Annotated in this window: 15 protein-coding genes; 9 read left to right on the top strand and 6 right to left on the bottom strand. The window is 72.5% G+C overall.

Going from position 1 to position 12,869, the window contains the following annotated elements; all coding sequences use genetic code 11:
- Positions 1-175 precede the first annotated feature (175 nt).
- From UK12_RS04865 to qcrB, 4 genes are all read right to left on the bottom strand, one after another.
- On the bottom strand, positions 176-1,438 hold the full coding sequence (locus tag UK12_RS04865) for a glycosyltransferase (RefSeq protein ID WP_045299871.1): 1,263 nt from the start codon (positions 1,436-1,438) through the stop codon (positions 176-178).
- A gap of 95 nt (positions 1,439-1,533) precedes the next feature.
- Entirely contained in the window at positions 1,534-2,490 is a 957-nt protein-coding gene (locus tag UK12_RS04860) for an alpha/beta fold hydrolase (protein ID WP_052681543.1), read from the bottom strand.
- Positions 2,491-2,753: 263 nt separating this feature from the next.
- The gene (locus tag UK12_RS04855; protein WP_045299869.1) at positions 2,754-3,221 is read right to left on the bottom strand and encodes a hypothetical protein; all 468 of its coding nucleotides are present in this window, start codon (positions 3,219-3,221) and stop codon (positions 2,754-2,756) included.
- 45 nt (positions 3,222-3,266) lie between these two features.
- Positions 3,267-4,886 carry a cytochrome bc1 complex cytochrome b subunit gene (gene qcrB, locus UK12_RS04850; RefSeq protein ID WP_045299867.1) on the bottom strand — a complete coding sequence of 540 codons (1,620 nt, stop codon included), beginning with the start codon at positions 4,884-4,886 and terminating at the stop codon, positions 3,267-3,269.
- Between the two features lie 118 nt (positions 4,887-5,004).
- On the opposite strand from qcrB, the gene UK12_RS04845 reads away from it, so the two are divergent.
- Entirely contained in the window at positions 5,005-5,763 is a 759-nt protein-coding gene (locus UK12_RS04845; protein ID WP_082119306.1) for a TetR/AcrR family transcriptional regulator, read from the top strand.
- Between the two features lie 93 nt (positions 5,764-5,856).
- On the opposite strand, the gene UK12_RS04840 is transcribed toward UK12_RS04845, so the two are convergent.
- Entirely contained in the window at positions 5,857-6,231 is a 375-nt protein-coding gene (locus UK12_RS04840; protein ID WP_045299865.1) for a hypothetical protein, read from the bottom strand.
- A gap of 430 nt (positions 6,232-6,661) precedes the next feature.
- Here UK12_RS04840 and UK12_RS04835 point away from each other — a divergent pair, with 430 nt between their 5' ends.
- Complete coding sequence (locus tag UK12_RS04835) at positions 6,662-7,036, top strand: RNA-binding S4 domain-containing protein (RefSeq protein ID WP_045299863.1); 375 nt, start codon at positions 6,662-6,664, stop codon at positions 7,034-7,036.
- Between the two features lie 37 nt (positions 7,037-7,073).
- On the opposite strand, the gene cynR is transcribed toward UK12_RS04835, so the two are convergent.
- Positions 7,074-7,973: a transcriptional regulator CynR gene (gene cynR, locus UK12_RS04830; protein WP_045299860.1), complete on the bottom strand. Its 900-nt coding sequence runs from the start codon at positions 7,971-7,973 to the stop codon at positions 7,074-7,076.
- Positions 7,974-8,097: 124 nt separating this feature from the next.
- On the opposite strand from cynR, the gene UK12_RS04825 reads away from it, so the two are divergent.
- The 7 genes from UK12_RS04825 (at position 8,098) to UK12_RS39410 (ending at position 12,523) form a co-directional block, all read left to right on the top strand.
- Positions 8,098-8,709: a carbonic anhydrase gene (locus tag UK12_RS04825; protein WP_045299858.1), complete on the top strand. Its 612-nt coding sequence runs from the start codon at positions 8,098-8,100 to the stop codon at positions 8,707-8,709.
- Between the two features lie 204 nt (positions 8,710-8,913).
- Positions 8,914-9,384 carry a cyanase gene (gene cynS / locus UK12_RS04820; protein WP_045299857.1) on the top strand — a complete coding sequence of 157 codons (471 nt, stop codon included), beginning with the start codon at positions 8,914-8,916 and terminating at the stop codon, positions 9,382-9,384.
- Positions 9,385-9,629: 245 nt separating this feature from the next.
- Positions 9,630-10,625, top strand: a complete 996-nt coding sequence (locus UK12_RS04815; protein ID WP_197084573.1) for an LLM class F420-dependent oxidoreductase — start codon at positions 9,630-9,632, stop codon at positions 10,623-10,625.
- Positions 10,622-11,578, top strand: a complete 957-nt coding sequence (locus tag UK12_RS04810) for a TIGR03557 family F420-dependent LLM class oxidoreductase (RefSeq protein ID WP_045299853.1) — start codon at positions 10,622-10,624, stop codon at positions 11,576-11,578. The genes UK12_RS04815 and UK12_RS04810 overlap by 4 nt, the downstream gene beginning before the upstream one ends.
- A 163-nt stretch (positions 11,579-11,741) precedes the next feature.
- Entirely contained in the window at positions 11,742-12,014 is a 273-nt protein-coding gene (locus UK12_RS04805; protein WP_045299851.1) for a hypothetical protein, read from the top strand.
- A gap of 83 nt (positions 12,015-12,097) precedes the next feature.
- The gene (locus UK12_RS04800) at positions 12,098-12,271 is read left to right on the top strand and encodes a CsbD family protein (protein WP_045299849.1); all 174 of its coding nucleotides are present in this window, start codon (positions 12,098-12,100) and stop codon (positions 12,269-12,271) included.
- 93 nt (positions 12,272-12,364) lie between these two features.
- Positions 12,365-12,523 carry a hypothetical protein gene (locus UK12_RS39410; RefSeq protein ID WP_156178536.1) on the top strand — a complete coding sequence of 53 codons (159 nt, stop codon included), beginning with the start codon at positions 12,365-12,367 and terminating at the stop codon, positions 12,521-12,523.
- Positions 12,524-12,869: the final 346 nt, after the last annotated feature.

Below are 12,869 nucleotides of genomic sequence, written 5' to 3'. Positions count from 1 at the left end.
TGGGGGGCTCGGGAGTTCTGTCCGCACGCCGGTCACAGCCGGAGCAGGTACGACAGCCCTGGCGTGTCGTAGCAGGTGCGACAGCCCTGGCATGCCGTAACGCCTTCGACCGGCCTGGCATGTCGTAGCAGCTCCGACAGCCGTCACGGTCGTGGCAGCCACGGCGGCCGCAGGGTCAGCCGGCGAGTTCGGCGACCGCGCGGGCGACCGCGCCGGACCCGTCCTCGTCCGCCAGCCGGGCGGCGAGAGCGCCCGAGCGCCTGGCGAAGCCGGCGTCCCCGGTCGCCCGGCCCAGGGCCTCGGCCAGGCGCCCGGCGGTGAGCTCGGTGCAGGGCAGGACCTGCGGGCTGACGCCCAGTTGGACCAGCCGGGCCGCCCACCAGGGCTGGTCGGTCATCACCGGCACGGGCACGGCGGGCACGCCCGCGCGCAGGGCGGCGGCCGTGGTGCCGGCCCCGGCGTGGTGGACCACGGCGGCCGTGCGCGGCATCAGCCAGCCGTGCGGCAGGGCGCCGACGGTGATCACGTCGTCGTCGACCACCGAGAGCCCGACCGAGCCGGACTGGACGATCCCGCGCAGCCCGGCCTGCCGCAGCGCGCGAGCCGCGATCTCGCCGAGCCGTCGCGGGTCGCCGGGCATCATGCTGCCGAAGCCGATCAGCACCGGGGGCGGTCCGGCCGTGAGGAAGTCGGCCACCAGCGCGGGTGGTTGCCAGTTCGGGCACTCGTGCGGCCACCAGTAGCCGGCCACGTGCAGCCCCGGCCGCCAGTCCGCCGGGCGGGGGACGACGGAGGGGCTGTACCCGTGCCAGATCGGCCACCGGTTCCGCTCGCGCGCGCTGCGCAGTCGGTGACCGCTGCGGTGGGTGAGTCCGAGCCGCGTGTGCAGTCGGCGGCGTGCGGCGCCGTAGAAGCTGTCGAGCAGGACGTTGGCCGCTCGGCCGCGCAGCAGATTGGCGCGCCCGGGTGGCCGCCAGGCCGTCGCGCACGGGGCGAACTCCCGGGTGGGAACCTCGGGTTGGAGGAAGACCCCGATGCTCGGGATCCGGTGGTACTCCGCGACCTGGGCGCCGATCGGGGCGGCGAGGGTGGACAGCAGGATCAGGTCCGCGGTCGGGTCCACCGCGTCGAGGATTCCGTCGACGAGCCCGAGGGTGGCCAGCCCGGTGGCACTCCGGAGCGACCACAGCGCGCGGAGCGCACCAGGGGCGTCCGGCGAGCCCTGTGCGCCCTGGAGGCGGCTGTGCGCCCCGATCAGCGCCTCGAACGGGTCCGCCGCCAGCGGGCGCATCCGCAGACCGCAACAGCCCACCACCTCGGCGAACTTCGCGTGGGTGACGATCTCCACCTCGTGGCCTTCGTCCGCGAGCCGGTGCCCGAGGCCGGTGTACGGCGCGACCGAGCCCATCGTGCCCACCGTGATGAGCTGGATACGCATTCCCGTGGGCCTCCTGCTGCCGATCGACGGAACCGGTGGTACCCGAACGAGCCCGGACGAACCGTCGTCTGCCAACGATCCGGGGCCCGGGCCGGTTACGGGCCGGTGGGCTGCTCCCAGCGGAGCGCACCGGGCCGGGAGATCCGCTCGACGCTCCGGCAGTACGCGAGCCCGGCCAGGGACTCCCCCGCCAGGAACCGGGTGGCCAGGTCGGCGACTTCGGCGGTCCGCTCCAGGTGCAGCATGTGGTCGGCGTCGGCCACCTCCGCGAACCAGCTGTCCGAGCAGGTGGCGGCCAGCGCCCGGCACAGGTCCGGCGTGGTGAAGGTGTCGTGCTCCCCGGTGGTGACCAGGACCGGCACGGCCGGGGCCCGGCTCGGGTCGACCATCTCGTGCTTGAGCAGGCGGTGGGTGTTGGCGAAGGTCTGCTCGACCTCGTCCGCCGCCAGGTTGAGCAGTCGGCGCAGCAGGAACCGGCGCACCCGCGCCCCGGCGGTGACGGACGCGACGCCGTCGGCGTTCATCAGCACCTCGACCGACGCCTCGGCGAACTCCTGCATCCGCCGGGCGGCCAGGAAGTCCATGGTCCGGCGCATCGCGATCCGGGCGTGCTCGGGGATGGACGTCATGGTGCCGATCAGCACTATCCGCCGGACCCGCTCCGGGTGGCGCTGCGCCAGCCGGTAGGCGATGGCGGTGCCGTACGAGCCGCTGACGATGTTGGCGGGCGGCAGCCCGGTCTCGGCCAGCATGTGGCACAGGGCGTCGGCGAGGAAGTCGGCACCGTACCGGTCGGGCAGGACTCCGCCCGCTCCCCAGCCGGGTGGATCGACCGTGAGCACGTCCGCGTGTTCGAGGAACTCGCGCTCGAACCTGCCCCAGGTCTCCTTGGTCTGGAACGCGCCGCCGATCAGCAGCACCGGTGCGATGCGCGGCGCGCTCGTCCGCACCAGCCGCGACTCGCAGTTGTACCCCTGCCATCGGTGGCTCGACACCTCGGCCGGGAGGGCGGTGGAACGCACGACGGCACAGGACGGGGCTGCCAGTGACACGAAGACCTCGTTTCTGTCAGGACATCCACCCGCGCCGATGCGCGAAGAGGCGTGGGCCGCGCCGGAGATACCCGTGGGCACGGCGACTGACTGACTATCAGAGACTACGGTCGGTCATGCCCGCGGCGCGCAGAACGCCGGGCGCTTCCCACCAAATGGTGAATCCGGGCGGTGCCGGCCGGGAACCGCTCGGGCAGCCCCGCTGCACTGCGGCGGGGCTGCTCGCATGGTTCCCGTACCACCGGGATCGGCCGGGGCGGCGCCTAGTTGAGGCTGTACCAGCCCGACGGCCGCCAGGGTTCGGCGCTCAGCAGGCTCTCCTGGCCGACCAGGGTGAGCCGGATGCCGACGGTGCCGTCCAGACCGCTCCGCAGGCGGCTGCGGGCCAGCCGGAGCAGGGCGGTGAGGCCGTACTTGTTGATCAGCGAAGTCCGGTAACGTGCCGTGGTGTCCGGGTCGCAGACGGCGGCGCGGGCGGGCGTCCGGGCTCCGCTCGGGTTGCCGTGGCCGTCGCACGGGACGACGAACACCCGCAGGCGCCGCGACACCTGCCGGACGGCCGGGCTGTCGGCCGGGAGCCAGAGCCCGAGCGCCGCGCCGTCCGGGACCACCCAGGTCGGGGCGGTCAGCGGGGTGCCGTCCGCGGTGGTGAGCAACAGGTTCCGGTGGGCCGCCAGTTGTGCGGTCCGGCGCCGAACGGCCGGCTCCCCGTGGAGCGCTGTCGTCGTCATGTCACAGCTCCGAGATCATCCGAGGTGGTTCGAAGTCGTCCGGGATCAGCGGGTGTTCGAGTGCTGTCCGCCGGCCGGCTCGTGGTACTCGGCCGGGGTGGGCTTGGCCGTCTGGCCACCAGGGCCGAAGTACGCCGCGGACAGCCGGGCCCGGGTCCGGGTGAGCGGGCCGGCCTTCCGTGCGACGCCGTTCCCGTCGGTCCGGGCCTGGAGTTCGAGCGGCCGGTGCTGCTCGTGCACGGTCAGCCGGTGCAACTGCTCCGCTGCCAGCGACTGGTGGACCTCGACGAACTCACCGTGCGGCAGACGCTTGATGATTCCGCTCTCACGGCCGTGCAGTACCTCGTCCCGGTCGCGGCGCTGGAGGCCGAGGCACCACCGCTTGGTGACCACGAAGACGGCGACCGGTACCGCGAAGGCGCCGATCCGCACCGCGTAGGTGATCGCGTTGAGCGAGAGGTGCAGGTGGGTGGCGAACAGGTCGTTACCGCCGCCCGCCAGCAGGACCAGGTAGAGGCTGATCCAGGCGGCGCCGAGCGCGGTCCGGACCGGCGCGTTGCGCGGCCGGTCCAGCAGGTGCCGCTCGCGGGTGTCGCGGGTGATCCACGCCTCGATGAACGGGTAGACCGCGATGGCGCCGAGCACCAGCGGGAAGAGCAGGAAGGGGATGAGGATGCCCAGGTTGAGGGTGTGGCCCAGCGCCCGGACCTCCCAGCCCGGCATGACGCGGATCAGTCCTTCGGCGAAGCCCATGTACCAGTCCGGCTGGGCGTCGGTGGACACCTGGTCCGGACGGTAGGGGCCGTACGCCCAGATCGGGTTGATCGTGGCGATCGCGGAGATGACCACGACGATGCCGAAGACCAGGAAGAAGAACCCGCCGGCCTTGGCCAGGTAGACCGGCATCAGCGGCATGCCGACCACGTTCTTCTCGGTGCGTCCGGGCCCGGCCCACTGGGTGTGCTTGTGGTAGAAGACCAGGATCAGGTGCGCCACCAGCAGGCCCAGCATGATGCCCGGGATCAGCAGCACGTGCAGGGTGAAGAACCGCGGCACGATGTCGGTGCCGGGGAACTCGCCGCCGAACAGGAACATCTGCACATAGGTGCCTATCAGTGGCAGTGCCAGGACGGTTCCCTCGATGAAGCGGATACCGGTGCCCGACAGCAGGTCGTCTGGGAGCGAGTAGCCGAAGAAGCCGTCCAGCATGCCGAGGAAGAGCAGCAGGAAGCCGAAGACCCAGTTGATCTCGCGCGGCTTGCGGAACGCCCCGGTGAAGAAGACCCGCATCATGTGCACGAACATCGCGGCCGCGAACACCAGCGCGGCCCAGTGGTGGATCTGACGGATCAGCAGGCCACCGCGGACCTCGAAACTGATGTTCATGGTCGAGGCGTACGCCTCGGACATCTTGATGCCGTCGAGCGGGGCGTAAGGGCCGTGGTAGACCACCTCGGCCATGCTCGGCTTGAAGAACAGCGTCAGGTACACACCCGTGAGGATGATGACGACGAAGCTGTAGAGGCAGATCTCGCCCAGCATGAAGGACCAGTGGTCCGGGAAGATCTTGCGCAGGTTGGCCCGGGCGAGGGAGTAGACCCCCAGTCGGCCGTCCGCCCGGTCGGCGGCCCTGACGCCGCGCGAGGCCGTCCGGGTTGAAGGCATCACACACCCCTGTCGATCGAGGGAACACAGCAGGATCAAAACGGGGACTACTCCCCGATTCCGAGTCGGACTCTACCGTAAACGGGGAGCAGTCCCCGCATGCTGTTAGGGTCGTGCCATGGCAGAGCACACCGACAGGCAGGCACCTCACCCCGGCACCGCGGGGGGAGAACGGAAGGGGACCGCAGGACGGCCGGGCACCGCGTCGACCGCCCTGGGAGCCGGGCCCGGCGCCGCGTCCACGGGACTGCGGCGGGACGCGCAGCGCAACCGGGAACTGCTGCTGGCCGCCGCCCGCGAGGTGTTCGCCGAACAGGGCCTCGGCGCACCGCTGGACCTGATCGCGCGCCGGGCGGGTGTCGGCAACGCGACCCTCTACCGGCGCTTCCCGACCAGGGACTCACTGATCGAGGAGGTGTTCGCCGAGGCGCTGGCCGGACTCGCGGACGCCGCCGAGGAGGTGCTGCGGATCGAGGACGCCTGGACCGCGCTGACCCGCTACTTCGAGCGGATCTTCGCCCTGGTCGCCGCCGACCGGGGCATCAACGACCTGGTCACCATGAGCAACCCGGACGTCAAGGCGCTCGCCGACACCATCGAGCGCAACACCCGGACCGTCTCCGCCCTGGTCACCCGAGCCCAGGAGCAGGGCACCCTGCGCACCGACGTCACCCCGATCGACCTGCTGGTGGTGATGGGACCGATCTGCCGCGCCGTCCCCGCCTTCGCCTCGGTCCACCCCGACGCCTGGCGCCGCTACCTCGCCCTCGTCCTCGACTCCTTCCGCGCCGGGCCGCCCCAGCCGCTCCCCGGGCTGCCCACCCGGCAGGAGGAACTGGACGAGGTCTTCACCGGCGTCTGGGAGATCGACAGCTGAATCGACAGCCGATCGGGCACCGACCGCCGCGGCTCCGGCCCCCGCCCGTGGCCGCTACCCGGGTGGACGACGAACTCGTGCCGCGCGGCGCCCTCACTCCCCTTCGGTCACGTCGTCACTCAGGACGTAGCCCTGCGCGCGGCACCAGCGCCGGATCGCCTGCACCCGCTGGACCGCGGCCTCGCTCACGGCGCTGCCGACCGGCGTGGCCAGCGCCTCGCTGTGCTCGCGGGCCGCGTTCTGCTTGGCGGCCTCGAGAACGTCGTTGGCCACCCAACTGTCCAGCGTCCCCTGCTCGCGCCAGCGGGTCAGCCGGTTCTCGGCGGCGTGATAGATCGCCTGCCGGTCACCGTCGTGGGTGGCGATGGCGAGCTGCCGCCAGTGCTCCGAGCGCGCGGTGAGGTACTCGTAGACGGCGGTGCGGGCAATGGTCGCGTCCGGATCGGCATCCGGTTGATGGTTCGTCACGAAGGAAAGGTAACGGCCCTCGGCCCGGCTCCTCAGCGGACTCGCCCGCACCGGCGGCACGGAACCCGGCCCGGACCGCCGACCGCTCCGCGCACGGTGACCGGCCGGCTGACCGCCCGGAGCACACGCCGCCGGCGCCCCACGTCGGCGGTCACCTTGCTCTGGCCCGCCGCGTCTACTACGCCCTGATCCACGAGGCCGCCCAGAACCGCACCGACCGCACCGACCGGGCCGACGAGTCCGACGACGTCGACGAGTTGGCGACCCTCGTGGTCGACACCCTGCTGCGCGGCATCGGCCCGCAGGGCAGTACCGCCCTCAGCCGCTGACGGGCTCCCATCGGCAGCACTGGCGGAGGGCCGGGCGGTCCGGTGCCGTGGGGCGATCCCGGACCTCCGGGCACCGCCGCGCAGGCCATAGGGTCTGAGGTATGACTTCGGACGAGGGAACCGTACGCGTCGACAGCTGGATCTGGTCGGTCCGGCTGACCAAGACCCGCTCGCTGGCGGCAGCCGCCTGCCGGGCGGGGCACGTCCGCGTCAACGGCACGCGCGTCAAACCGGCGCAGCTGGTCCGGCCCGGGGACGAGGTGCGGCTCCAGCACGAAGGCCGGGAGCGGATCGTGGTCGTCTCGCGGGTGATCGCCAAGCGGGTCGGCGCGGGAGTCGCCGCCGAGTGCTTCGTGGACAACAGCCCGCCGCCGCCCGCCCGCGAGGAGGCCGCCTCGGTCGGCCTGCGCGACCGGGGCACCGGGCGGCCCACCAAGCGCGACCGGCGCGACCTGGAGCGACTGCGCACTCAGTGACGGCCGCCGCCCCACCGCCCGGTCGGCAGCGGCGGGTTCAGCGGGAGTCCCGCCCCTCGGCCCAGCGGCACGTCAGCGCGGTGAACGCGCGGGCGGCAGCGCTCCGGTAGGCGGTCTCCCGGCGGAGCAGGGTGACCGTGCGCGCCGGAAGGGCGGGCTCCAGCGGGATCGGGCGCAGCCGAGGGTGGTGGTGCGCGATGGCGTCGGGCAGCACGGTGGCGAGGGGGGTGCGCTGGACGATCTCGGTGAGGGCGCTGATCGAGTTGGCCTCCACCATGATCCGTGGCGTCGCGCCGTGCCGGGCGAGGTAGGCGTCGATGTGGACCCGGGTGGCGAAGTCGCCGCTGAGCAGGGCCAGGGGGTGTCGGTCGAGTTCGCGCACCGGTAGCGGCTCGGTGCGGTCGGCGCTGGGGTGGCAGGTGCCGACGACGAGGCTGAGGGTCTCGGCGAACAGCTCGGTGCCGGTGATCCCCGGCGGGTGGGGCCGGTGGAAGGCGATGCCGAGGTCGAGTTCGTCGGCCAGCAGCGCCGTCTCCAGCTGATCCTGCGTCATGTCCCTGACGTCCAGGGCGATTCCTGGATGACGGGCGTGCAGCAGTTCGGCGAGGGGGCCGATCAGATAGGCGGTGAACGTGGGTGTCATCGCCAGCCGAACGCTGCCCCGGGAGAGGTCCTGCACATCGTGGACGGCACGTTCGGCGGCGGCGAGGTCCTGGAGGGCGCGCCGGGCGTAGTGGAGGTAGGCGAGGCCGGCGTCGGTCGGACGCACCGCCCGTCCGGAGCGGTCCAACAGCTGCACGCCGACGGTCCGTTCCAGCTGCTTGATCTGCTGGGACAGGGTCGGTTGGGAGATCCGCAGGTCCTCGGCGGCGCGGGTGAAGTTGCCGTGTTCGGCCACCGCGAGCAGGTAGCGCAGATGACGCAGTTCCAGAGCCATGGATCCGACTATAGATGAGAACGATAGAAACCATGGCCAGTAGCTCTTAGACACTATAGATGCAGTTCATGCATGGTGGATCTCGTCAGCCCCACGGGGCGGACACCCACCGAAGGGAGTGACCATGCAAGACCTCACGGAAGGGCTCGCGCGCTTTCAGCGGGACGTGTTCCCGGCAAAGGCGCCGCTCTTCGAGCACCTCGCCACCACTCACCGCCCGGGCACGCTGTTCATCAGCTGCTCCGACGCCCGTGTCCTGCCGGAACTGATCACCCAGCGCGAGCCGGGCGAGCTGTTCGTCATCCGCACCGCGGGCAACCTCGTACCGGCCTACGCGCCGGGCGCCGACGGGGTCGCGGCGAGCATCGAGTACGCCGTGGCCGTCCTGGGCGTACGCGACGTCATCGTCTGCGGGCACTCCGCCTGCGGCGCCATGACCGCCCTCGCCGACGGCCACGACCTGACCGGCGCACCGGCGGTGGCCGCCTGGCTGCGCCACGCCGAGGCGGCCCTGGCCCGCACCGCCACCGACGCCGCTGCGGGTACCGACCGGGTGGCCGCCCTGGTCCGGGACAACGTGCTCGCGCAGCTGGCCAACCTGGCCACACACCCCTCGGTGGCCCGTGCGCTGGCGCGGCACACGGTCGACCTGCACGGCTGGGTCTACGACATCGGCACCGGACGGGTCGAGCGGCTCGACCCCGTGACCGGCCGCGCAGCCGTCCTCGCGGCCTGAGACCTTGCGGGCCCGAACCGCTCACGAGCCCGGCCCGCACACCTGACCCGGCGGTACGCCAGGACCGGCCCACGCGAGACCCGACCCCGCGCAGCGCCGGCCGCCGAGCAGTACCCGCCGCCCACACACCGGCCGTCCCGCAGTACCCGTCACCGCGCCGGGCCCGATCCCCGGGACCGGCACCCACGAAAGGACACCTCTGCCATGGTGCACGCCCAGTTCGACCCCACCGCCCGCCAGAACCTGGCCATCGCGGCCGTCGGGGCCAAGACCCGCCGGGACCTCTCCTGGCAGCAGATAGCCGACGTCACCGGCCTGTCGGTCGCCTTCGTCACCGCCGCGCTGCTGGGCCAGCACGCCCTGCCCGAGGCCGCGGCCAAGGCCGTCGCCGAGCTGCTGGGCCTGGACGACGACGCGGTGCTGCTGCTGCAGACGATCCCGACCCGCGGCTCGATCCCGGGCGGCATCCCCACCGACCCGACCGTCTACCGCTTCTACGAGATGCTCCAGGTCTACGGCACCACCCTCAAGGCCCTGGTGCACGAGCAGTTCGGCGACGGCATCATCAGCGCGATCAACTTCAAGCTCGACGTGAAGAAGGTCGCCGACCCCGAGGGCGGCGAGCGCGCCGTCATCACCCTGGACGGCAAGTACCTTCCCACCAAGCCGTTCTGACGCACCGCCAGGCGGGCGGGCCGGGCACCTTCCCGGCCCGCCCGCCGGCCTGTAGGCAGCGGACCACAGCGCCGGGCGGTTCCCGTTCGGCCGAGGACCCCTGGGGTTCCCGTACCGCCCCGCTCCCGCTGCGTCGCAGGTCCTTCGGGCCCGGCCCCGGCTACGCAGCGTGCCGGTGCACCACACCGGTTTCTCCGGCGTCGAGGCCGTTTCCGGTGCCGTCTTCCGGGCAGCCGCCGGGCATGGTGCAGATCGGCTACACGATGATGACCGAGCAGCGCGGACCACGCGGCCTGGTCGACGACCTGGTCCTCGCCGAGCGAGCGGGTTTCGACTTCTCGGTGATCTCCGACCACTTCTTCCCCTGGCTCGACGCCCAGGGCCACTCGCCGAACGCCTGGGCGGTGCTCGGCGCCGCGGCCCGCGCGACCACCCGCATCCCGCTGATGACGTACGTGACCTGTCCGACCATGCGGTACCACCCGGCGGTGGTGGCCCAGCAGGCGGCGACCGTCCAGCTGCTGTCACAGGGGCGGTTCCGGCTCGGGCTCGGCAGCGGGGAGAACCTGAACGAGCACGTCGTCGGGGGCGGCTGGCCCGTTCCTGCGGTCCGGCAGGAGATGCTGGCCGAGGCCGTGGAGATCATCCGCGAGCTCTTCGGCGGCGGCTCGGTCAGCCGTCGCGGGGAGCACTTCGAGGTCGAGTCGGCCAGGCTCTGGGACGTTCCCGACCCGCCGCCGCCCATCGGTGTCGCCGTCTCCGGCCCGCACTCCTGCGCCCTGGCCGGGCGGCTGGCCGACTTCGTCATCGCCGTGGAGCCGAAGCGCTCGCTGATCGAGGGCTTCGCCCGGCACGGCGGCTCCGGCAAGCCCGGGGTGGGCCAGCTTCCGATCTGCTACGACCGCGACCGGGACGCGGCGGTCGCCCGCGCCCACGAGCAGTTCCGCTGGTTCGGCGGCGGCTGGAAGGTCAACGCCGAGCTCGCCGGGCCCGACGGCTTCGCCGCTGCCAGCGCCTTCGTCCGCCCGGAGGACGTGGCCAAGGCGATCCCGTGCGGCGACCGGGTGGAGGAGGTCGCCGAGGCGGTCCGGTCGTTCACGGCGGCCGGGTTCTCCGAGGTCGCCCTGGTCCAGATCGGCGGCGAGAGCCAGCCCGCCTTCATCGAGTGGGCACAGGACCGCCTGCTGCCCGCCCTGCGCGCCGGGTGCGACGCCCGCCGGACCCCGGGAGCAGGCCCATGACCGAGTTCGGCTACTTCCTCTCCTGTGAGGAGTTCACGCCCGCCCAGCTGCTCGAACAGGCCCGGCTGGCCGAACAGGCGGGCTTCACCCGGCTCGCCGTGTCCGACCACTTCCACCCCTGGAGCGACGCCCAGGGCAACAGCCCGTTCGTCTGGTCGCTGATCGGCGCGCTGTCACAGATCACCGGGCTCCCGGTGACCACGCTGGTGAGCTGTCCGACCGTCCGCCTGCACCCGGCGGTGACCGCCCAGGCCGCGGCCACCTCCAGCGTGCTCACCGGCGGACGGTTCCGGCTGGGCGTCGGGACCGGCGAGGCGCTGAACGAGCACATCCTGGGCACGGTCTGGCCCTCCTTCGACGTCCGCGCCGAGATGCTGGCCGAGGCCGTCGCGGTCATGCGCGCCCTGTTCACCGGCGAGATGATCAGCCACCACGGCCGCCACTACACCGTGGACAACGCCCGCCTCTACACCGCCCCCGAGGGTGAACTACCCATCTACGTCGCCGGTTCGGGGCCGAAGGCGGCCCGGCTGGCGGCCCGGATCGGCGACGGGTTCGTCACCACCGCGGCCGACGCCGACCTGGTCCGCAAGTTCCGGGTCGCCGGTGGTGAGGGCAGGCCCGTGATCGGCGCCACCAAGGTCTGCTGGGGCCGCGACCGCGAGGAGGCCGTCCGCACCCGGCACCGCCTCTGGGCCTGCGAGCACCTGCCCGGCGAGCTCGCACAGCTCCTGCCCACGCCCCGCCACTTCGAGCAGGCCACCGGACTGGTGACCGAAGCGATGGTCGCCGAGGCGGGCGGCTGCGGCGACGACCCGGCCGGCCACCTCGCGCTGCTGCGCCCGTACCGGCAAGCCCGCTTCGACGAGGTCTACGTCGGGCAGATCGGCCCCGAACTGCCCGGGTTCTTCGACTTCTACCGCGACCAGGTGCTGCCCGAACTGACCTGCTGATCCCGGCCCGGTGGCCCGGCAGGCGGCCCCGGGGGTATGACGGACCCGGGGCGCGATCAGCGGCTGCCGGCCGCCCCGGGCACCCGGGGCAGAACCGTTCCGCCGGTGTTTCGCCGCCGATCCCGCGGGCACACGCCCGGCCGGTCCACCAGGAGGAGTCGCCATGAACCGCACACCCGAGAACCGTCCGTCGCAGCACCCCCACGGGCCCTTCGGACCTGCCCAGACGTCCGGCCACGCGCAGCCCGGCGGACCGGGGGGCGGGCGCCGCCCCCAGGACGAGCCGGACAGCCCGCCGGCCGAACCGGACGTCGGGGACGACCCGCACAGCGACCTGATCGCCCGGGCACTCGACCAGGAACTCGGGCTGTCGACCGGGGAACGGGCGGTGCGCGTGGTGCGCATCGAGAACGTCGAGCTGCCGCCCTACGAGTGAGAGCCGGCCGGTTCTCCCGCATGACCCGCCCGGATGTGGGCAGGTGCCCACCCAGTGACCGTCCCGAAGACGAGGAGGCAACCATGAGTGGCGCGGACAAGGTCAGGAACATGGCCGAGAAGGCCAAGGGCCACGCCAAGGAAGCCGCCGGCAAGGCGCTCGGCGACAAGCGGCTCACCGCCGAGGGCAAGGCCGACAAGGTGAGCGGCGACGCCAAGCAGGCCGGAGAGAAGGTCAAGGACATCGCCAAGGACTGACCTCCGCACAACGGCCGTGAACCCGTCGGAGCGGAGTCTCCGCGCAGTCGCCGCGCGCAGCAGCGCCGGGCCGCACCGGCCTTCCTGTTCGGCGTGATCAAGAGGTACGGGGACGACCCCGGCGGACTGCTCGCCGCTCTCGTCACCTACTTCGGCTTCGTCGCCCTGATCCCGCTGTTGCTGCTCCTCGGTACCGTGCCCGGCTTCGTCCTGCACGGTCCCCCGGGAGCCCAGGAGGCCGTGCCCGACTAGGCGCTGGCCGATTTTCAGCCTGCCGCTCTTCGTGACTCGCCGCCGACCGTCCGCCATCGATCCGCGTGCGCGGCGCAGACGAGCTGTTCGTCAGCGATGCGACGAGCGCCGTCACCCTGCCGCTGGCGCTGCCCAAGAACGCCGAGCGGCGGTCCGAGCGCGCCGTCCAGCACAAGCTCGATGCGATCGCTGCGGCGATGCTGGAACAGCAGGCTGGCAAGGCGCGCAAGGCGCTCCAGGGCCTGCGGGAGGCGATCCGCATGGAGGGAGGAGCTGTGACCGGCAGCACCACGTCGAGCGAGGAGGCCCCGATGGCGGCTGAGCAGCCGACTGCGGCCGTTCCGAC

The sequence above is a fragment of the Saccharothrix sp. ST-888 genome (assembly GCF_000955975.1).
Classification (GTDB): Bacteria; Actinomycetota; Actinomycetes; order Streptomycetales; family Streptomycetaceae; genus Kitasatospora.
The sequence above is the reverse complement of the archived record's forward strand: the minus strand, read 5'-3'. Positions and strand labels throughout refer to the sequence as shown.

Coding starts and splice junctions, on each gene's coding strand:
- UK12_RS04865 (WP_045299871.1), bottom strand. CDS start 1,438: ATGCGTATCCAGCTCATCACGGTGGGCACGATGGGCTCGGTCGCGCCG.
- UK12_RS04855 (WP_045299869.1), bottom strand. CDS start 3,221: ATGACGACGACAGCGCTCCACGGGGAGCCGGCCGTTCGGCGCCGGACC.
- qcrB (WP_045299867.1), bottom strand. CDS start 4,886: ATGCCTTCAACCCGGACGGCCTCGCGCGGCGTCAGGGCCGCCGACCGG.
- UK12_RS04845 (WP_082119306.1), top strand. CDS start 5,005: ATGGCAGAGCACACCGACAGGCAGGCACCTCACCCCGGCACCGCGGGG.
- UK12_RS04835 (WP_045299863.1), top strand. CDS start 6,662: ATGACTTCGGACGAGGGAACCGTACGCGTCGACAGCTGGATCTGGTCG.
- cynR (WP_045299860.1), bottom strand. CDS start 7,973: ATGGCTCTGGAACTGCGTCATCTGCGCTACCTGCTCGCGGTGGCCGAA.
- UK12_RS04825 (WP_045299858.1), top strand. CDS start 8,098: ATGCAAGACCTCACGGAAGGGCTCGCGCGCTTTCAGCGGGACGTGTTC.
- cynS (WP_045299857.1), top strand. CDS start 8,914: ATGGTGCACGCCCAGTTCGACCCCACCGCCCGCCAGAACCTGGCCATC.
- UK12_RS04810 (WP_045299853.1), top strand. CDS start 10,622: ATGACCGAGTTCGGCTACTTCCTCTCCTGTGAGGAGTTCACGCCCGCC.
- UK12_RS04805 (WP_045299851.1), top strand. CDS start 11,742: ATGAACCGCACACCCGAGAACCGTCCGTCGCAGCACCCCCACGGGCCC.
- UK12_RS04800 (WP_045299849.1), top strand. CDS start 12,098: ATGAGTGGCGCGGACAAGGTCAGGAACATGGCCGAGAAGGCCAAGGGC.